Annotated in this window: 14 protein-coding genes; 5 read left to right on the top strand and 9 right to left on the bottom strand. The window is 72.6% G+C overall.

Annotated elements, in window-relative coordinates:
- Nucleotides 1-20 precede the first annotated feature (20 nt).
- Both ACGFI2_RS18520 and ACGFI2_RS18525 read left to right on the top strand, forming a co-directional pair.
- A complete protein-coding gene (locus ACGFI2_RS18520; RefSeq protein WP_393518242.1) occupies nt 21-1061 on the top strand; it encodes a ParB/RepB/Spo0J family partition protein in 1041 nt (346 codons plus the stop codon).
- Nucleotides 1062-2605: 1544 nt separating this feature from the next.
- The gene (locus tag ACGFI2_RS18525; protein WP_393518770.1) at nt 2606-3622 is read left to right on the top strand and encodes a hypothetical protein; all 1017 of its coding nucleotides are present in this window, start codon (nt 2606-2608) and stop codon (nt 3620-3622) included.
- 1 nt (nt 3623) lies between these two features.
- On the opposite strand, the gene ACGFI2_RS18530 is transcribed toward ACGFI2_RS18525, so the two are convergent.
- Together ACGFI2_RS18530 and ACGFI2_RS18535 are read right to left on the bottom strand one after the other, a co-directional pair.
- Entirely contained in the window at nt 3624-4625 is a 1002-nt protein-coding gene (locus tag ACGFI2_RS18530) for a D-alanine--D-alanine ligase (protein ID WP_393518245.1), read from the bottom strand.
- 7 nt (nt 4626-4632) lie between these two features.
- Entirely contained in the window at nt 4633-5946 is a 1314-nt protein-coding gene (locus ACGFI2_RS18535) for a PLP-dependent aminotransferase family protein (RefSeq protein WP_393518247.1), read from the bottom strand.
- A gap of 292 nt (nt 5947-6238) precedes the next feature.
- Between ACGFI2_RS18535 and ACGFI2_RS18540 the strand changes: the two genes are divergently transcribed.
- Nucleotides 6239-6904, top strand: a complete 666-nt coding sequence (locus ACGFI2_RS18540) for a GNAT family N-acetyltransferase (protein WP_393518250.1) — start codon at nt 6239-6241, stop codon at nt 6902-6904.
- Nucleotides 6905-6910: 6 nt separating this feature from the next.
- Here the strand turns inward: ACGFI2_RS18540 and ACGFI2_RS18545 are convergent, their stop codons facing one another.
- From ACGFI2_RS18545 to murJ, 7 genes are all read right to left on the bottom strand, one after another.
- Nucleotides 6911-8071, bottom strand: coding sequence for an N-acetylmuramoyl-L-alanine amidase (locus ACGFI2_RS18545; protein ID WP_393518253.1), 1161 nt, complete (start codon nt 8069-8071; stop codon nt 6911-6913).
- A 166-nt stretch (nt 8072-8237) separates the two neighbouring features.
- Nucleotides 8238-8561 carry a thioredoxin gene (gene trxA / locus ACGFI2_RS18550; RefSeq protein ID WP_393518255.1) on the bottom strand — a complete coding sequence of 108 codons (324 nt, stop codon included), beginning with the start codon at nt 8559-8561 and terminating at the stop codon, nt 8238-8240.
- Between the two features lie 28 nt (nt 8562-8589).
- Complete coding sequence (gene trxB, locus ACGFI2_RS18555; RefSeq protein ID WP_393518258.1) at nt 8590-9543, bottom strand: thioredoxin-disulfide reductase; 954 nt, start codon at nt 9541-9543, stop codon at nt 8590-8592.
- 177 nt (nt 9544-9720) lie between these two features.
- The gene (locus ACGFI2_RS18560) at nt 9721-10698 is read right to left on the bottom strand and encodes a hypothetical protein (protein ID WP_393518260.1); all 978 of its coding nucleotides are present in this window, start codon (nt 10696-10698) and stop codon (nt 9721-9723) included.
- Complete coding sequence (sigM, locus tag ACGFI2_RS18565) at nt 10695-11423, bottom strand: RNA polymerase sigma factor SigM (protein ID WP_393518262.1); 729 nt, start codon at nt 11421-11423, stop codon at nt 10695-10697. Before sigM ends, ACGFI2_RS18560 begins: the two co-directional genes overlap by 4 nt.
- 43 nt (nt 11424-11466) lie before the next feature.
- Nucleotides 11467-13089 carry a protein kinase family protein gene (locus ACGFI2_RS18570; protein ID WP_393518265.1) on the bottom strand — a complete coding sequence of 541 codons (1623 nt, stop codon included), beginning with the start codon at nt 13087-13089 and terminating at the stop codon, nt 11467-11469.
- Between the two features lie 361 nt (nt 13090-13450).
- A complete protein-coding gene (gene murJ / locus ACGFI2_RS18575) occupies nt 13451-15196 on the bottom strand; it encodes a murein biosynthesis integral membrane protein MurJ (protein WP_393518268.1) in 1746 nt (581 codons plus the stop codon).
- Between the two features lie 133 nt (nt 15197-15329).
- On the opposite strand from murJ, the gene ACGFI2_RS18580 reads away from it, so the two are divergent.
- The gene (locus tag ACGFI2_RS18580) at nt 15330-16793 is read left to right on the top strand and encodes a CCA tRNA nucleotidyltransferase (protein WP_393518271.1); all 1464 of its coding nucleotides are present in this window, start codon (nt 15330-15332) and stop codon (nt 16791-16793) included.
- 186 nt (nt 16794-16979) lie between these two features.
- Entirely contained in the window at nt 16980-19016 is a 2037-nt protein-coding gene (locus ACGFI2_RS18585; protein WP_393518274.1) for a S8 family serine peptidase, read from the top strand.
- The last annotated feature ends 50 nt before the right edge of the window (nt 19017-19066 follow it).

Consider the following 19066-nt stretch of genomic DNA (forward strand, 5'->3'; position numbering starts at 1 on the left):
AAGTTGCTGGGAGGCGTCGCATGAAGAACCGTCCCCGCGGCGGCCTGGGTCGAGGGCTCGGCGCCCTCATCCCCACCGGCCCCCCGTCGGACGCGGCGCCGGCCGGCACCGAGACGGAAGCCGCACCGACGGCTCCCTCCCCGGCTCCCCCTGCCGCCGGCGCGTCCGCTGCCGTGACCGGCGAGGTCGGTGGCGGCGCCGCGCGGGTCGTCGAGCCCGAGATCGAACTGAGCCCGGTGCCCGGCGCCCGCTTCGCCGAGATCTCGGTCGACGCCATCGTGCCGAACCCGAAGCAGCCCCGGCACGTCTTCGACGAGGAGGCGCTGGAGGAGCTGAAGACCTCGATCCAGGAGGTCGGCTTTCTCCAGCCGATCGTCGTCCGGCAGCTCGACAGCGAGAAGTATGAACTCGTCATGGGTGAGCGGCGCTGGCGTGCCGCCCAGGCGGTCGGCCGGGAGAGCATCCCCGCCATCGTCCGGGACACCAAGGACGACGCGATGCTGCGGGACGCGCTGCTGGAGAACATCCACCGCGCCAACCTGAACCCGCTCGAAGAGGCGGCGGCCTACCAGCAGCTGCTGGAGGAGTTCGGCGCCACCCACGAGGAGTTGGCGCGGCGGATCGGGCGTAGCCGTCCGCAGATCTCCAACACCATCCGGCTGATGAACCTCCCCGCGGTCGTGCAGCGGCGCGTCGCCGCCGGCGTGCTCTCCGCCGGTCATGCCAGGGCGCTGCTGAGCCTCGACGACGCCGAGGCGCAGGAGAAGCTCGCCACGCGGATCGTCGCCGAGGGCATCTCCGTACGCGGGACCGAGGAACTGGTGGCTCTGGCGCTCGCTGAGGGGCCGGCGAAGGCCCCGGCGGCGAAGCGTCGCACCAAGGCCCACGCCCCGGCGCTCTCGGATCTCGCCGACCGGCTCTCCGACCGGTTCGACACCCGGGTGAAGGTCGACATCGGCCGGAGCAAGGGCAAGATCACGATCGAGTTCGCGACGGTCGACGACCTGGAGCGGATCGTCGGCATCATCGGGGTGAGCGAGGAGGAGCAGCTCAAGGAGTGACCCCGGGGTTGATCCGATCCGGCCGCACCGCCTTCGCGTGGTGCGGCCGATGTCGTTCCGGGCCCAGTGTGAACGGGGCGCCCCTCGGGCGTTGCGTGGACGCCGCGAGACTGCTGTGCAACCCGCCCCGTGCGCCCGGCGTCGGTTTCACGTGAAACGGGGCTCGATCTTCCCGCGAAGGCTTCCGGCCGCTCCCGGCGGGCTGCAACAGCGAGCCGCCACAGAGTTCACCTTTGGCTGCTGCATCAGCGGGCCGCGCTTCAGGGGCGGCCTCCGGTAGCGGCGCTTCCGGCCCGACGACGCCGCCTGACTGACGCTGGCGTGACCGACGCCTGTACATGGACCCCCGCAGTGCGGCTCACGCCCGCGTCTGCGCCACCGGTACGCACCGGGGGACTCGAGGGACCGGGCCAGCGGCCCGCTCGACCTCCTGACGTCTCAGGGTCGAAACTGCCGCCGCGCCGCGGCCTCCAGCGCGAGCGCAGCCCGGCGGCCAAGGGCCGTCCGGCCGCGCCGGGCCGCGCCGGGCCGTGCCGGGCCGTGCCGTGCCGGGCCGTGCCGTGCCGGGCCGGGCCGTGCCGTGCCGTGCCGGGCCGTGCCGGGCCGTGCCGTGCCGTGCCGTGCCGTGCCGTGCCGTGCCGGGCCGTGCCGTGCCGTGCCGTGCCGTGCCGTGCCGTGCCGTGCCGTGCCGTGCCGTGCCGTGCCGTGCCGGGACCGGGCCGGGACCGGGGACTTTCGCCCGTCTGCCGGGGCCTGGACCTTCCCGCCGCCGGCGGGGGCCGCGACCTTCCTGTTCGACGGGAGCACGCCAACACCTGGCGAAGAGACGACATGGCTTCTGGAGCCACTTGATCGAAACCTGGCCAACCGGCGGCCGCCTCAGCCTTCTCTCGAACAGGTGTCGCCCAGATTTCTGGCACCGCTGCTCCAGAAGGTCCGCCAGCCGCCACCAGTCCGCCGCAGCTGTATCGGAGCCCGCCTTCTCGCCCACCCGATCGCGATGGAGGCGGAGATGGCGGTCGCTGGTGATGGCCGCCGCGACGGCGACCACGCCAAGGCGTCCCGCCACCGCGGCTGGCCGAGCCGCCGCATCCGGGCGCCTCGTTTCACGTGAAACCGAGGCGACGTCGTTCTTGCCCCCGCCCGGACTCCCGGCGTCTGTTTCACGTGAAACGGGAGACGGGCCCGCCGCGGGTGGATCAGTGGCGGCCGTCCCCGCGAACGACGCGATATCGGTGCCCCGGACCGGTGCGGGATCGGCGTCTCGCTCGTTGGGGAGGAAGGTGCCAACGGTGCCTTCGACCCCCAGAAGTTATCCACAGCAGTTATCCACAGGGTCACACCGTTTCACGTGAAACACACGGCGGAAACCGTTGCTGAGCTGTGGATGACGCGCTGTGGTCGTGATCTCGGCACCCTGTGGACAACGTGGTGGACAACCCGTTCTGGATCCTCCGGGGGCGGTGGATCTGCGCCGGGCGCAGGTAGGGACAGGCGTCGCCAACTCGGTTAGGGTCAGCGTCGTGCAGGACACCCCTCCCTCAGTGCCGGACTTCACCCAGTGGCCCTCCTTCCCGTTCGAGGGCGAGATCCGCGTCAAGCAACTCGACGATCCCGTACCGGTCGAACCTCCCCGTCGGGGTGAGGCCGACCGGGAGTGCACGGCCTGCAATGCGCCCGACGAGGCGTACATCTGGGTCGGTGAGCGGTGGCGGGTCCGCACCATGGACCGGCCCACCGGGCTGCCCATGGTCCTGATCCTGGAGTCCCGCTCCCACCTCGATCTCGGCGACCTGCCGAACCTGCTCGCCGCCGAGCTGGGTGTGATGACCGTCCGCCTGGAACGGGCCATCCGCTCGCTGGACGGTGTGGCCCGCGTACACGTCAACCGATGGGGCGACGGCTCCGCGCACCTGCACATGTGGTTCCTGGCCCGGCCGTACGGGCGGCTGCAACTACGCGGCACGTTCCTGTCGCTGTGGGATTCGATCCTGCCGCCGATCTCCGAGGAGCAGTGGCGGGAGAATCTGGCCAATGTGGCCGCGTGGCTCGCCGAGTTCGGCGGCCGCCCCCTCGCCGAGCCGCCCCGCATCCGGTGGCAGGCCCCGTCGAGCCTCTCCTCGCCGTCACCGGCGAGCGCGGCCGAGGAGCCCGACGAGGAAGCCGCGTCGGTGATCGAAGCCGCCGACGAGATCCCGGAGGCCGAGCCGGCGGAGGAGGACGCTGACGGCATCGAGCCGAGCCACGTGACCGTCGAGCCGGGCCGCGCGGCCATCGTCCCTGCCACCGGCAACGGCGGACCCGCGGACGACGGTGACGCCGGCCGGAACGACAACGAACGCTTGAACGACGGCAAACGCTCGAACGGCGCTGCGGCGCCGGACGCCAGCGCGGAGTCGACCGGCGGCGCGGAGTCGAATGGCGGCAGCGGTCACGCCGGAGCCGGCAAGACCGAGGCGGCGGGCCAGGCGGACGGCAGCACCGAGCGGGTCACCGCAGAGGAAGGCGGAACGTCGAAGGGTGGGCGTACCGCGGCGCCCGGGGCGGACGCCGGCGGCTGAGTCAGCTCGGCCGGCGGCGGGCGGCGGCCCGGCCGACAAGCGTGCCCAGGACCCGACCGAAGTCGAGCCCGGCCGCCTGGATGGCCAGCGGCAGCAGCGAGGTCTCCGTCATCCCGGGGGAGACGTTGACCTCAAGCACGTGCGGCCGACCCTCCGCGTCGACGATCAGGTCGACCCGGGACACGTCACGCAGGCCGAGTGCGGTGTGCGCGGCGAGCGCCACCTCGGTCACCTGCGTGGTGGTCGCCCGGTCGAGCCGGGCGGGCGCGTGCCAGGTGGTGCGCCCGGCGGTGTAGCGGGCGGCATAGTCGTAGACGCCGTTGCGGGGCACAATCTCGACCGGGGGCAGGGCCTGCGGGCCCTCGCCCAGGTCGAGCACGGAGACCGCCACGTCCATCCCGGGCACGTAGCGTTCCACCAGCGCGGTCTGGTCGTACGCGAAACAGCCGACCATCGCGGCCGGCAGCGACGCGGCCTCCCGGACCACGGCGGCGCCCAGCCCGGACCCGCCCTGCGCCGGCTTGACCATCAGCGGCAGCCCGAGGCGGTCGACGATCCGGTCCAGGACGGCGACCGCGCCCAACTCGGAGAAGCGGTCGTGCGGCAGCGCCACCCAGTCGGGCGTGGGAATGCCGGCCTCGCGCAGCACGGCCTTGGCCGAGGGCTTGTCCCAGGCGAGCCGGGAGGAGCGGGCGTCGCAGCCGACGTAGGGCACGTCGCAGAGGTCGAGCACGCCGCGCAGCGAGCCGTCCTCACCGGTGGCCCCGTGCAGGGCGATCACCACCGCGTCCGGCGGGTCGGCGGTCAGCGCGGGCAGCAGCGCGACGTCGGCGTCCCGCAGTTCCGCCTCCACGCCGACCGCGCGCAGCGCGTCGAGCACGCGCCGGCCGGACCGGAGCGAGACGTCCCGCTCGTAGGAGAGACCGCCGGCGAGCACCAGCACGTGCAGTTCGTCGGCGGAGGATCCGGTCACGGGTGTGTCTGCGGCAGGGCTGACGGCCATGCGGGCATCATGCCAAGTCGGGGCCGGGCGTGTCCGAGCCGCCCTGGCGACGGCGTGGCCCGGCGCCGCCGATCGCCCCGAACACCTTCCGCATGGCGATCTCCTGCTCCATCACCCCGGCCAGTCGGCGTACGCCCTCACGGATCCGCTCGGGCGGCGGGAAGGAGAAGTTCAGCCGCATGTTCCCGGTGCCCGTCCCGTCGGCGTAGAAGCCGGTGCCCGGCACGTATGCCACCCGGGCGGCGACGGCCCGCGGCATCATCGCCTTGGCGTCGAGCCCGTCGGGCAGGGTCGCCCAGACGAAGAGGCCGCCGGCGGGCGTGGTCCAGGTGGTCCCCTCGGGCATCAGGTCGGCCATCGCGTCGAGCAGCGCGTCCCGCCGCTCGCGGTAGATCTCGCGGTAGGTCTTGAGCTGCTCCCGCCAGGGCATGGTGGCGAGGTAGGTGGAGACGGCCGCCTGCGCGAATCCGCTCGGGCAGAGGATCTGCGCCTCGCTGGCGATGACCAGCTTGTCGCGGACCGCGTGCGGGGCCAGGATCCAGCCCACCCGCAGGCCGGGAGCGAAGGTCTTGGAGAACGTGCTCAGGTAGAAGACCCCGTCGCGCCGCCGGGCCCGCAGCGGCGCGGGCGCCTCGCCGGAGAAACCGAGCTGACCGTACGGGTCGTCCTCCACCACGAGCAGCCCGGCGCGTTCGCAGATGTCGAGCACCCGTTGCCGTCGCTCCTCGCTCAACGTCACGCCTGCGGGGTTCTGGTAGGTCGGGATGGTGTACAGGAACTTCACCCGCCGGCCGGCCCGCGCCAGGTCGGCGATGGCCACCTCCAGCGCCTCCGGGATGAGCCCATCGTCGTCCATCGGCACGTGGGCCACCTGGGCCTGGGCGGCCTGGAACACCCCGAGCGCGCCGACGTACGTCGGGCCCTCGGCGAGCACCACGTCACCCGGGTCCAGGAAGAGGCGGGCCACCAGGTCGAGCGCCTGCTGGCCGCCGACGGTCACCACCACGTCCTCCGGGGAGGCGCCGCACGACGCGTCGATCCCGGAGAGGGCCATCACCTCGCAGATCCGCTCGCGCAACTCCAGGGTGCCCTGGCCGATGCCGTACTGGAGGGTGGTGGTGCCGTGCTCGGCGGCGAGCCGGCCGAGCATCTCGCCCACCGCGTCGAGCGGCAACGCGGCGATGTAGGGCGCGCCCCCGGCGAGCGACACGACCTCCGGCCGGCTGGCCACCGCGAAGAGTGCCCGGATCTCGGAGGCGGTCATCCCCCGCACCCGCCTGGCGTACCGGTCGGTGTAGTCGTCGAGCGTCGTGCCGGTCATGACATCACCTCGATCGGGTGTCGGCGGGGCTGCCGCCCGGTGTGGTACCCGCGATGCCGGCATCCAATGGCGGCGCGCGGCCGATTGGTCGATCGTAGTCCCTGGTGACCGGCAGGGAACCCGCCGTGTGGACACGTCCACATCCCGGACCCCCTCGTCCGCCGCCCGGGTGGGCGTTCGCGCGTCCTCTCCCGCACCGGCGGGCAGGGGCGTACGATCGCTCGTCGGGAGCAGGAGGGCGGCGGGACACCGCGGTGGCCGACGCTCCGAGACTGTTTTGTGGGGTGCGCTCATGTCGCGACGTCTGGTCAGCCTGACCCTGGACACCCTGGAGGACCTACCCCGATCCTGCCGGCGGTGCGTCTACTGGGAGCTGGATCCGGTCTCCGCCGAGCGGGCCTGCGCGGCGGGCGACCCGGGGCTGGAGAAGGAGGCCTGGGTCTCCCAGACACTGCTGGAGTGGGGTTCCTGCGGAAAACTGGTCTACGTCGACGGGATGCCCGCCGGTTACGTCATGTACGCCCCGCCGGCGTACGTTCCGCGTTCGATGGCGTTTCCCACCTCGCCGGTCTCGGCGGACGCGGCGCTGCTGACGACGGCGCACGTGGTGCCCGCCTTCGCCGACGGCGGCCTGGGTCGGATGCTCGTGCAGGGCGTTGCCCGCGACCTCGCCAAGCGGGGCATCAAGGCGATCGAGGCGTTCGGCGACGCCAAGTTCGGCGACGACGCGGACGACCCGAACCGGGCCTGCCTCGCGCCGGCCGACTTCTTCCTGTCCGTGGGCTTCAAGACGGTCCGACCGCACCCCCGCTATCCCCGCCTGCGCCTGGAGCTGCGCACCGCGTTGAGCTGGAAGTCCGACGTCGAGTACGCGTTGGAGAAGCTGCTCGGCTCGATGAGCCCGGAGACCTTGCTGCGCCCGGTCCGTCCGGCGCCGGCCACCCGGTCGACGAGCTAGAGCGGCTCAGTCGACCACGGTGCCGGCGGCCACGATCGCCCGCAGTTCGCTCACGTCGATCGAGCCGGTCGGCACGTCCCGCTCGATCGGCAGGTACATCCGCTGCACCCCGGCCACGATCGCCTCGACCACCCGGTCCCGGAACCGGGGGTCGACCAGCCGCCCCCGGTCCTGCGGAGAGGTCAGGTAGCCCACCTCGACGCGGACCGCGGGCATCCGGGTGAGCCGGAGCAGGTCCCACGCCTTGGCGTGGGTGCGGCAGTCGCGTAGCCCGGTGCGGGCCACGATCTCCCGCTGCACCAGCCCGGCCAGGCGCTCCCCGGTGGCCGAGGTGACGCCGTTGTCGGTGCCGTAGTGGTAGGTGGCCACCCCGTCGGCCTCCGGGTTGACGTGCCCGTCGGTGTGCAGGGAGATGAACACGTCCGCGCCGAGCGAGTTGGCGAGCTGGGCCCGGTCGGCGTCCGGCAGGCAGGTGAGCGGCGACGGGCCCCGGGTCAGCTGCACCCGTACGCCGGCCGCCGCGAGCCGGCCCTCCAGCCGGCTGGCCAGGTCGTGCACGAGGTCCGCCTCGGTCCAGCGCAGCGTGCCGTCGGGCACCACCACGCCCGGGTCGGTGCCGCCGTGACCCGGGTCGATCACCACGGTCCGGCCGACCAGCGTCGGCCCCGCCTGGCGGATGGCGTCGGACTCGCGCAGCCACTGCGGTCGTCCGCCGACCACCTTGCGGCCGAGGCGGCGCAGCGCGTTGACGGTGTGCGGGCCGCACGCGCCGTCCGGTTTCAGCCCCGTCTCGCGTTGGAACTGGGCCACCGCGCGGGAGGTGCGGATGCCGTAGATGGCATCGGCGCGGCCCACGTCGTATCCCATCTCGAGCAGGCGTTCCTGGAGTGATCGCACGTCCTCGCCGGTCAGCGGCTCGGGGACGGCGTGGTAGAGGGCGCGGGCGCCGAACCGCCAGCGGGCCGCGTCCAGCGCACGCCAGGTTTCCGCGCCGACGCGGCCGTCGACGCTCAGGCCGCGCGACTGTTGGAAGGCGCGGACCGCGCGTTCCGTCTGGGCGTCGTAGTCGTCGGCCCGGCCGTCACCGGTGAGGAGTTCCAGGCCGGCGAGGACGGTGCGGATCTCGGCCACCGCGGGGCCCTGGTCACCGGGTCGGATCGGACGCACGACGACCCCCTCTGCGCGGAAGCTGGCGGACCGGAACTCCGACGGATGCTTACGGAGCGTACCGTGTCCGGCACCGAGAGGGTTCATGTTCGCGCAGGTCAGGAAAGCCGGAACCCCCGTCACCCGGGCGGGGTGACGGGGGTTCCGGCGGTGTCGGGGTACGGCCTCAGAGCGCCGACTCGATCAGCTTGACCAGCTCGCCCTTCGGCTTGGCGCCGGCGATCGACTGCACCGGCTCGCCGTTCTTGAAGATGGTCAGCGTCGGCACGGACATCACCCGGTAGGTGCGCGCCGTCTCGGGGTTCTCGTCGATGTTGAGCTTGACGATGGTGATCTGGTCACTCATCTCGCCCGCGATCTCCTCCAGCAGCGGCGAGACCTTACGGCACGGACCGCACCACTCCGCCCAGAAGTCGACCAGGACCGGCTTGTCGGACTTCAGCACGTCGCTCGCGAAGCTCGCGTCCGTGACCGCCTTGGTTGCTCCCACTGTGAACCCCTCCTCCTCGTGAAAATTCTCAGCCCTGCAGGGTGGCGATGAACCGCTCGGCGTCCAGCGCCGCCGCGCACCCGGTGCCGGCGGCCGTGATGGCCTGCCGGTAGGTGTGGTCGACCACGTCGCCGGCGGCGAACACGCCGGGCACGCTGGTGCGGGTGCTGGGCGCCTGCACCTTGACGTAGCCCTCGTCGTCGAGCTCCACCTGACCATGGAACAGCTCGCTGCGCGGGTCGTGGCCGATCGCCACGAAGACGCCGGTGACGTCGAGCACCTTGCTCTCACCGGTGTGCACGTTGCGCACCCGGACACCGCTGACCTTGCCGTCGTCGCCGAGAACCTCCTCGACGGTGGTGTTCCACTCGACCTTGATCTTCTCGTTGCCGAGCGCCCGCTCGGCCATGATCTTGCTGGCCCGGAACGAGTCGCGGCGGTGGATGATCGTCACGGACTCGGCGAAGCGGGTGAGGAAGCTCGCCTCCTCCATGGCCGAGTCGCCGCCGCCGACCACCACGATGTGCTGGTTGCGGAAGAAGAAGCCGTCACAGGTGGCGCAGGACGACACGCCGTGGCCCAGGTATTCCTGCTCGCCCGGCACGCCGAGCGGCCGCCAGGCCGAGCCGGTGGAGAGGATCACGGCCCGGGCCCGGTAGGCGGTCTCGCCCACCCAGACGGTGCTCACCGCGTCGGAGCCGATCTCGCCGGTGGCCTTCAACTCGACCCGGGTCACGTCGTCGGTGAGGAACTCGGCGCCGAACCGCTCCGCCTGCTTGCGCATGTTGTCCATCAGCTCGGGGCCCAGGATGCCGTCGGCGAAACCGGGGAAGTTCTCCACCTCGGTGGTGGTCATCAGCGCGCCACCGGACTGCACGCCCTCGATCACCAGCGGCTTGAGGTTGGCACGTGCCGCATAGACCGCCGCGGTGTAACCGGCCGGCCCGGAGCCGATGATGATCAGGTTGCGGACCTCGTCCACTGCCGTCTCCCGATGTGTGTGTTCGTCACCGGCGCGCACCGATGTCGATCCCTAGTGCCGACCGCTCAGCGGGGCCGGCGCCTGACTTGCAGAACGTCATCGTACGAAGCGGGGATTCCCGAGCCGGTCATCCGGTGGGTCACGTCACGTGGCGGGGCAGGCCCGGTGACCGCGGTTTCACCCTACCCGCGTGCGGAACCGGGTGTCCGCGCCGGACCCGGGTACGCCGCATTCCGGTCCGCTCACCCAGCCCCAGCGGGTGCCGCCGGCGTCGGAGAACGTGACCACCAGCGCCGGGGCGCCCTGGAACCGGGCGTAGTCGACCAGATCGACGGTGAGCGGGGTCGCGCCGTGCTCGGCGCCGATCGCCGTCAGACAGGTGGCCAGCGCCTCGGGCCGGTCGAGCCGGTCCAACCCTTGCCGGGCGTTCAGACGTTTCCCCTGGCTGGCGGCGAAGGGGCTCTCCCGGCCGCTGTCCGCCGCACCCGACGGTCCGGCCATGTCCGGCCGGGCCGAGCCCTTCGTGGCGCCGCCCACGCCCGGGGCGAAGCGTTCCGGGGTCCAGTCCGTGCCGCTGCGCACGGCGGGTCCGGTGGTGCGGTACGGCGCGCCGGCCGCCGGTGCGGCCTCTCCGGCGGCCCGGTCGGCTGTCGTGCTGTCGTAGCCGCCCGCGTTCGTCAGCCAGCCGACGCCGAGACCGGCCGCGGTGACCGAGGCCGCGGCCAGCGCCACCGGCCCGGCGACCCGGGCCCAGCGCCGGGACCGCCGGCCCGGCCCGGTGTGCCGCTCGGCGCGGGACGCCGTGCCGGGGGGCCGGGTCGCGCGGGCGGGTTGCGCCGGCACGGCGGCCGGCGTCCCCTCGCGACCGGCCCGGTCGGGGACCCGATCGGCGGCCGGGCCGGCGCCGGCGAGCGCGGCGGTGATCCGGTCGGCGACGGCCACCGGCAGCCCCGGGTCGGGCGTCGCCGCCCAGGCGGCCAGGTCGGTGTGGACCAGGTCCAGCGCGCGGGCCAGGGCGTCGTACGCCTCGCCCCAGGCCGGGTCCTGCTCGACCAGCCGGGCCACGGTGGCCTGTTCGGGGGTGCCGTCCAGCGCCCCGCCGAGGTAGTCGGCGAGCAGGTCGTGGTCGACCTCGCTGAACTGGCGGGAACTCACGACTCCTCCTGGCTGGCGTCCGGTCGGGCGCGTCCCGACGAGGATCCGACGCCTCCGGAGGGCCGGCGGTTCCCTGCCGTGACCCGGGGCACGTCCACCGGCTCGTCCGAGCCGGTACGCAGGTGCCCGAGGACCACGGCGAGCCGGGCTCGACCGCGGGCGCAGCGGCTCTTCACCGTCCCCTCGGCGACGCCGAGTATCCGGGCCACCTCGGCCACCGGGTAGCCCTGCACGTCCACCAGGACCAGCGCCGCCCGCTGCTCCGCCGGCAGGGCCGCGAGTGCCTGCCGGACCACAAGCGCGGTGTCATGGTCCCGGGCGGGCGCGGCCGGTTCCACCCCGCCGGTGTGCCGGCCGGGTTCCCCGTCGCCGTGCACCCCGTCCGGCAGCGGGACGGTGGCGTGGGTCTGGCGCCGCCGCATCCGGTCCAGGCACGCGTTCACCACGATCCGGTGCAGCCAGGTGGTGACCGCCGAGTCGCCTCGGAAGCGGGCCGCGGCGCGGTGCGCCGACAGCATCGCGTCCTGGAGCGCGTCGGCCGCCTCCTCGCGGTCGCCGATCGTCCGCAGGGCCACCGCCCAGAGCCGGTCGCGGTGCCGGTGGAACAGCTCGGTGAAGGCGTCCCGGTCGCCCGCGACGTGGGCCCGGAGCAGTTCCAGGTCGGACCCGGACGGCAGCCCGTCGCCGGTCGCCGGCCCGGAGGTACGCGCGCCGGGACCCGCCATCACCACGCCCGGGGGAGGCGGTGCGGACGGTACGGCGGGCGGCTCACGAGCCCTGGACCGTGATCTCCTGGACCCCCAGCTTCCAGCCTCCGCTGTCCTTCTCCGGCAGCTCGGTGATCCAGAAGAGGAGGTACTGGTATTTCTTGCTGGGGTCGAACGCGTTGAAGATCATGTTCGTGCCGGAGTCGCTGCTCTCGAACGGCTGCCCGATCACCGTGGAGTAGGCCGCGACGAGCTGCCCGTCACCCTTGGAGTTGGACTGGAAGTCGCCGCTGGCGCCGGTGCGCAGCTCGGCGGCGGCCCCTCCGGACGACAGCGTGGCCTGCAACGACTTGACCGTACGCGGGGACCCCAGGTCGATCCAGATGCCCATGCCGTCCTTGAGACCGCCGAACTTGCCGTTGTTCTTGTAGGTCTGGGTCTCCCAGCCGTCGTCAGGGCTGCCGTCGATGACCTTCTCGGCGTCGCGCACCTCGGCGCGGTCCCTGCTCTTCGGATCGATGATCCGGACGTCCTGGATGGCGAGCTGGCGGGCGGCCGGCGCGTCGGGTTCACTGCTGCCGCCGCCCGTGACGGGGGTGCTGCTGGACGGCTGGGACACCGGCTCCTTGTCGCCGTCGTCGCCACCGCCGAGCACGTTGATCCCGATGAAGAGCCCGACCAGGGCCACCGCCAGCAGACCGGCGATGCCCAGCGCGACCTTGCGGCCGCCGACCGCGGCCAGCGGCGACGGCTCCTCGCCCGGGTCGGCGGTGAAGCGCAGCGGACCGGCCTGCTCCAGGAACTGCTCGTCGGCCGGGATGTCGAGCCGGCTCAACTCGGCGGACAGCACGTCCGACGAGGGCGGGGCGATCTCCGGGTCGAGCAGGTCCATGGTGAGGTCGTCGAGATAGGCCGGCACCCCGGCGCGCACCTGGCGGGGCGCGGCGATGCCGCCGGCGGAGTCCCGGACGGCGTCGGGCAGGGCGGCCCGACCGTGCCCCGCGGTGGCGCCGTGCAGCGGGGCCTCGCCGTGCGGCCAGTGCCCGGTCAGGGCGTAGTAGAGCACCCCGCCGACGGCCCGCAGGTCGTTCTCCTGGCTGTCCGCCCCGTCGGTGCGCGCGTCGGCCACCACCACCCGGCCGTCGTCGCTGATCATCACCGTGCCGGGGTGGATGTTGCCGTGCACCATGCCGGTGGCGTGCACCGCGGCCAGGGCGCTGGCGACGGCGTTGCCGATCGCGGTGGCGCGGGCCGGGTCCAGCGGACCGTCGGCGGCCACCATCTCGCGCAGCGACTGGCCGTCGACCCACTCGCGGACCACGTAGGCCCGGTCGTCCTCGTCGATGGCGTCGTAGACGCCGACCAGGTTGGGGTGGATGACCCGGCTCGCGGCGACCGCGGCCTCGAGCATCTCGGTGGCGGAATCGCCACCCGGATAGCGGAGGACCACGGCGACAGGCCGGCGCAGCACCACGTCGACACCGCGCCAGACCAGCCGGCCGGCGCTGTCGTTGTTGATGTGCTCGACCAGCTCGTAGCGCTCGGCGAGGAGCTCACCGACGGTGGGAGCACCGAGGGTCACGACCGCCGGAGAGGCTTCCTCCGCTTCCTGACCCTCGCCGACCTGGGTCACCCGTCCTCCCTCGGTGATCGTGTCGATCGATGGACCCGTGTTGCTGGGCATGTGGTTTCCCGCTCTGGCTTCGGTGGAACCGGCACGGTCGGCGTCGACGCCGGACGTACCCGTCGAGTGCGACCTTACCCGGGATGCCCGGTTCTCCGACATGTCATCTTCCCGCTGCGGCCGGCGGGAAGCCAGTCACCGCGGACACGCACCGCCAATCTAGAGGTTGACGGCAAGTGATCGGCGTAGGGGCGTACCGGTGTGGCGTGCCTGTGGTTTCCCCGCCCCGGCCTGGGCACCCTCGTCCGTACGGTTGGTTGTCCACAGGCCGAGAGGCCCACTGGACGGCGGAATCCCGAGTTATCCACAGCCGTATCCCCAGCCTGGTGATCCTCGTTCACCGTCGGTCACGACGGGCGGTTCAGCGCCCGAGCCGCCGCCGCACCATCCCCACCACCTCGGTGATCTCACCGATCCGCAGCAGCATGGCCAGGCCGAGGTACGTCCCGCCGATCACCGCGCCGCCGATCACCAACTGGACCGCGGCGGCCGGTCGGCTCAGGCCCTCCGGCTCGCCCGGGAGCACCGCGACCACGAGCGCGCCGACGAGCGCGGCGCCCAGTGCGGCCAGCACCACCCGACCGAGGGTCCCCATGATCCGGCCCAGCCCGATCCGGCCCACCCGGGGACGCAGCAGCATGGCCGAGATGATCGCCGCGGCCAGGTACGACACGGCGTTGCCGAGCATCATCCCGGCCGCCGCGAACGTGTTCGAGAAGATCAGGAAGAGGCCCACCTGGAGCAGCACCCGCAGGATCACCACCGGGATGTTGATCAGGGCGGGGGTGCGGGTGTCCGGCAGCGCGTAGAACGCGAACGTGAAGAGCTGGCTGACCGCGAACGGCACCAGCCCGAGCGCCGCGACCAGCAGCACCGTCGAGGTGGCCACCGCGTTGTCGCCGTTGAAGGCGCCGTAGCGGAACACCACCACGGAGATCGGGCCGGCGAGCACCGCGTAGCAGACCGCGATCGGGGCCAGCACCGCGGTGACCATCCGGGTGCCGCGGGACAGGTCGGCGGTGACGTCGCCGAACCGGCCCTCGGCGGCGGCCGCGCTCATCCGGGGCATCAGCGCGGTGATGATCGATACCGCGATGATGCCGTGCGCCATCATCAGCAGCAGGAAGACGTTGTTGTAGATCAGCAGCCCGGCGTTCTTGCCGCCGGCGGCCCGGGTGAGCAGGTTGACCACCACGAAGAGGCCGAGCTGGTTGACCCCGACGTAGCAGAACATCCACCCGCCGAGCCGGGCCAGCTCACGCAGGCCGAGCGCGCGGAAGTCGAACCGCCACTTCCACCGGAAGTCGACCTTGCGCAGCGCGGGCAGCAGGCCGGCGGTCTGGACCGCCACGCCGAGCAGCGTGCCGCCGCCGATCAGCAGGATCCGTCCCCCGCTCATCTCGCCGGGCTCGATGATGTTCGCGCCGAAGACCGCGATGTAGATCCCGCAGACGGCGATGACCACCAGGTTGTTCAGGATCGGCGCCCACATCGGCGCGGCGAAGTGCCCGCGGGTGTTCAGCACCGCCGCGATCAGCGCGCTCACGCCGGTGAAGAACAGCATCGGCAGCATCAGGTACGACAGGCCGGTGACCAGGCCCCGATAGTCCCCGTCCTTGCCGCCGGCGTAGATGGCGGTCAGCACCGGCGCCGCGATCAGCGCGATCAGCACGGTGGCGGCCAGCGCCAGCACGGCCAGGGTGAGCAGCCGCTGGGAGTACGCCTCGCCCCGGTCCGGGTCGGACTTGCGCCGCCGGACCAGCACCGGGATCAGCACGCTGGTGAGCACGCCGCCGAGCAGGAACTCGTAGACCTGGTTCGGCAGGAAGATCGCGGTGGTGTACGCGTCACCCACCAGCGCGCCACCGAGCGCCGCGCCGATCATCAGGTTGCGGATGAAACCGGTGCCCCGGCTGACCAGACTGCCGATCGCCATCACCGCGCTGTTCGCCGCGGCGCTGGTCTCACCGACCACCTCCTGCGGCGGCGCGACCGCCTCGACGCCGGGCTGGTTCAGCGGCTCGGCGGAGATGAAGGTGGCGCCGTCGTCCGGCGGCAGGCCGCCGTCGTGCGCGTTCGCGCTGCGGTAGAGCCCGCCGCCGCTCATCTGCCAGCCTCCAGGGGGGTACGCCGGAACCGGGCCCCGACGGCCCCGCACAACCGGAACCTTAGTCAACCTCGGCGGGTTACCCGCGCCCGGCGCGGTCGATCCACGCCCGGCCCGATAGGCTGGCGATCCCATGTCCGAAGCCTCCGCCGCCGCGTCCGCCGCCGAACGTCACGAGCTGACCGCCGCACAGCGCACCGCCGTCGCCGAACTGCTCCGCGTCTCCCCGGTCGCCGACGAGCTGGGACGGCGTTTCGCCCGGGCCGGTCACGAACTGCACCTGGTGGGCGGGTCCGTCCGGGACGCGCTGCTCGGCCGGCTCGGCAACGACCTCGACTTCTGTACCGACGCCCACCCGGACGAGACCGTGCAGGTCGTCCGGGGCTGGGCCGAGTCGATCTGGGAGACCGGGCGCGAGTTCGGCACCATCGCCTGCCAGCGCGACGGGCTCACCCTGGAGATCACCACGTTCCGCGCGGAGGTCTACGACCAGGTGAGCCGCAACCCGGTGGTGCGGTACGGCACCAGCCTGGTGGAGGACCTGAAGCGCCGCGACTTCACCGTCAACGCGATGGCGGTGAGCCTTCCCGACCACCGGTTCACCGACCCGTACGGCGGCCTGGCCGACCTGGCCGCCAAGATCATCCGTACCCCCGGGACGCCGCAGGAGTCGTTCCGCGACGACCCGCTGCGGATGCTGCGCGCGGCCCGCTTCGCCGCCCAGCTCCGCTTCGCCGTCCACCCCGACGTCCGCGCGGCGATGACCCGGATGGCGTCCGACCTCGACCGGATCACCGCCGAGCGGATCCGGGACGAGTTCACCAAGCTGCTGTGCGGCGCCGACCCGGTGACCGGGCTGCGCCTGCTCGTCGACACCGGCCTGGCCGAGCGTTTCCTCCCAGAACTGACCGGCCTCAAGCTCACCATCGACGAGCACGCCCAGCACAAGGACGTCTACGAGCACACCCTCACCGTGGTCACCAACGCCATGTCGATGGAGGAGGGGGGCTGCGACTTCGTGTTGCGGATGGCCGCGCTGATGCACGACGTCGGCAAGCCCGACACCAAGGCGGTCGGCGGGGACGGCCGGGTCAGCTTCCACCACCACGAGGTGGTCGGCGCCCGGCTCACCAAGGCCCGGATGAAGGCGCTGCGCTATCCCAAGGACGTCACTTCCCAGGTGGTCAAGCTGGTCGGGCTGCACCTGCGCTTCTACGGGTACGGCCGGGGCGAGTGGACCGACTCGGCGGTGCGCCGGTACGTCACCGACGCCGGTGACCTGCTGTCCCGGCTGCACAAGCTGACCCGTTCCGACTGCACCACCCGCAACCGTCGCAAGGCGGCCCAGCTCGCGGCCGACTACGACGCGCTGGAGGAGCGGATCGCCCGGATCGCCGCCGAGGAGGACCTGGCCCGGGTCCGGCCCGACCTGGACGGCAACGCGATCATGGAGCTGCTCGGCGTGCCGCCGGGTCCGGTGGTCGGCCGCGCCTGGCAGCACCTCAAGGAGCTGCGCCTGGAGCGCGGGCCGCTGGACCGCGACGAGGCCGAGGCGGAGCTGCTGCGCTGGGCGCGCGCCGAGGGCATCGTCGGCTGATCTCCGGGCCCGGCGAAAAGTCGACGACGATACGCCGGCGTGTCGACCGAACGGATGACGTGCTCCGGTCGATCTCTCCCGCATGATGTTGGTCATCACCAGCCCCCCCCGCCTCGACGGGCGTGGCTGTCCTGATCGCATTCGCCCGTCCGGTCCGGACGGTCGCTGGACACGGGGAGACCATTAGTGTCACGTCACGGCGCCCTGCGCCGCTCCGCGCTGGTGGGGCTCGCCCTCACCTCCGCCACCTCCATTCTCTGCGCCGTCACCGGCGGCCCCGCACTGGCCGCGCCGGACGGCCCGAAGCGCGCCCCGGTCCGCGGCGCCGACGCGACCGGGGCGGTGCCCGGTCGCTACATCGTCGTCCTCAAGGACGGCAAGTCCACCCCGGCCCGGGTGAAGTCCGCCGCGTCGGCCCTCGCCGGTGAGCACGGCGGCACCGTCCGCCGGGTCTTCGGCAAGGCGCTGCACGGCTACTCCGCCAGCATGGACCGCCGGCAGGCCGAGCGCCTCGCCGCGGACCCCGACGTCGCGTACGTCCAACAGGTCCAGCGCTACCGGGCCACCGGCACCCAGTCCGCGCCGCCGTGGGGCCTGGACCGGCTCGACCAGCTCAAGACCAGGACCGACGGCAAGTACACCTACTCGTCGACCGGTGCCGGAGTGACCGCGTACGTCATCGACACCGGCATCGACATCGACCACCAGGACTTCGGCGGGCGGGCCAGCAACGGCTGGGACGCCGTCGAGCAGGACGACGTCGCGCAGGACTGCGACGGGCACGGCACACACGTGGCCGGCACCATCGGCGGCACCACCTACGGCGTGGCCAAGAAGGTCAAGCTCGTCGCGGTCCGGGTGCTCAACTGCGCCGGTGAGGGCGACAGCGAGCAGGTGATCGCCGGTATCGACTGGGTCACCTCGCACGCGACCGGGCCCGCCGTGGCCAACATGAGCCTCGGCGGCGACAACGACCCGGCGCTCAACGACGCGGTGAACCGCTCCATCGCCTCCGGCATCACCTATGCGGTCGCGGCCGGCAACAGCTGGACCGACGCCTGCGGGTCCTCGCCGGCGAACGTGCCGGCCGCCATCACGGTCGGCGCGACCGACCGGCTGGACATGCGGACCTGGTTCTCCAACTACGGCCGCTGCCTGGACACGTTCGCGCCGGGCGCCGGCATCGTCTCGGCGAAGGCCGGCACGACCTCCGGCTCGACGTCGATGAGCGGCACCTCGATGGCCTCCCCGCACGTGGCCGGTGCGGCCGCGCTGCTGCTGGAGGAGCACCCGACCTGGACGCCGCAGCAGGTGCGCGACTCGGTCGTCTCCACCGGCATCGGTGGCGCCGTGCACGACACCATGGGCTCGGTGGACCGGCTGCTGCACCTCGGCGCGGTCCCCACGGCCCGCGGCTCGTACGCCCTCAAGGCGCGGGTCAACGGCCGCTACGTCGTCGCGGAGAGCGCCGGGACGAAGCCGCTGATCGCGCGGGGCACCGCCATCGGGGCCTGGGAGAAGTTCGACGTGGTCGACGCCGGCGGGGGCCTGTTCGGCCTGCGCGCCCGGGTCACCAACAAGTTCGTGACGGCGGAGAGCGCCGGCGCGAAGCCGCTGATCGCCCGCTCGGCCACCATCGGCGCCTGGGAGAAGTTCCAGATCGTCGACAACACCGACGGCACGATCAGCCTCAAGGCGGCGATCAACGGCAAGTACGTCACCGCGCCGAGCACCACCTCCCCGCTGATCGCCAGCAAGACCGCGATCGGCACCGGCGAGAAGTTCGACTTCGACGCCCCGGCCCCGGTCGTCGGCGTCAAGGCGGTCGTCAACGGCAAGTACGTGACGGCGGAGAGCAGCGGCGCGAAGCCGCTGATCGCCCGCTCGGCCGCGGTGGGTGCCTGGGAGAAGTACGAGGTCGTCAGCGTGGGTGACGGCTTCTTCGGTCTGAAGGCGTTGGTCAACGGCAAGTTCGTCACCGCGGAGAGCGGCGGCAGCAAGCCGCTGATCGCCCGTTCCACGGCGATCGGCGCGTGGGAGGTCTTCGACTTCCTCGACTACAACGCCGACGGTTCGGTCTACCTGCGGGCGAACGCCAACGGCAAGGCGGTCACCGCCGGCAGCACCGGCGCCAGCCAGCTCATCGCCGGCCGCGTGATCAACTGGAACAGCGCGACGCTGGGCCTGGGCGCCGGCGAGAAGTTCGTCATCGCCGCGCTCTGAACCGCACCACATACAACGGCGCCCGCCGGCTCCCCGAGGGGAAACCGGCG

Origin of the sequence: Micromonospora sp. NPDC049282, from assembly GCF_043197045.1 — a bacterium.
In the GTDB taxonomy this organism is placed as follows: Bacteria; Actinomycetota; Actinomycetes; order Mycobacteriales; family Micromonosporaceae; genus Micromonospora.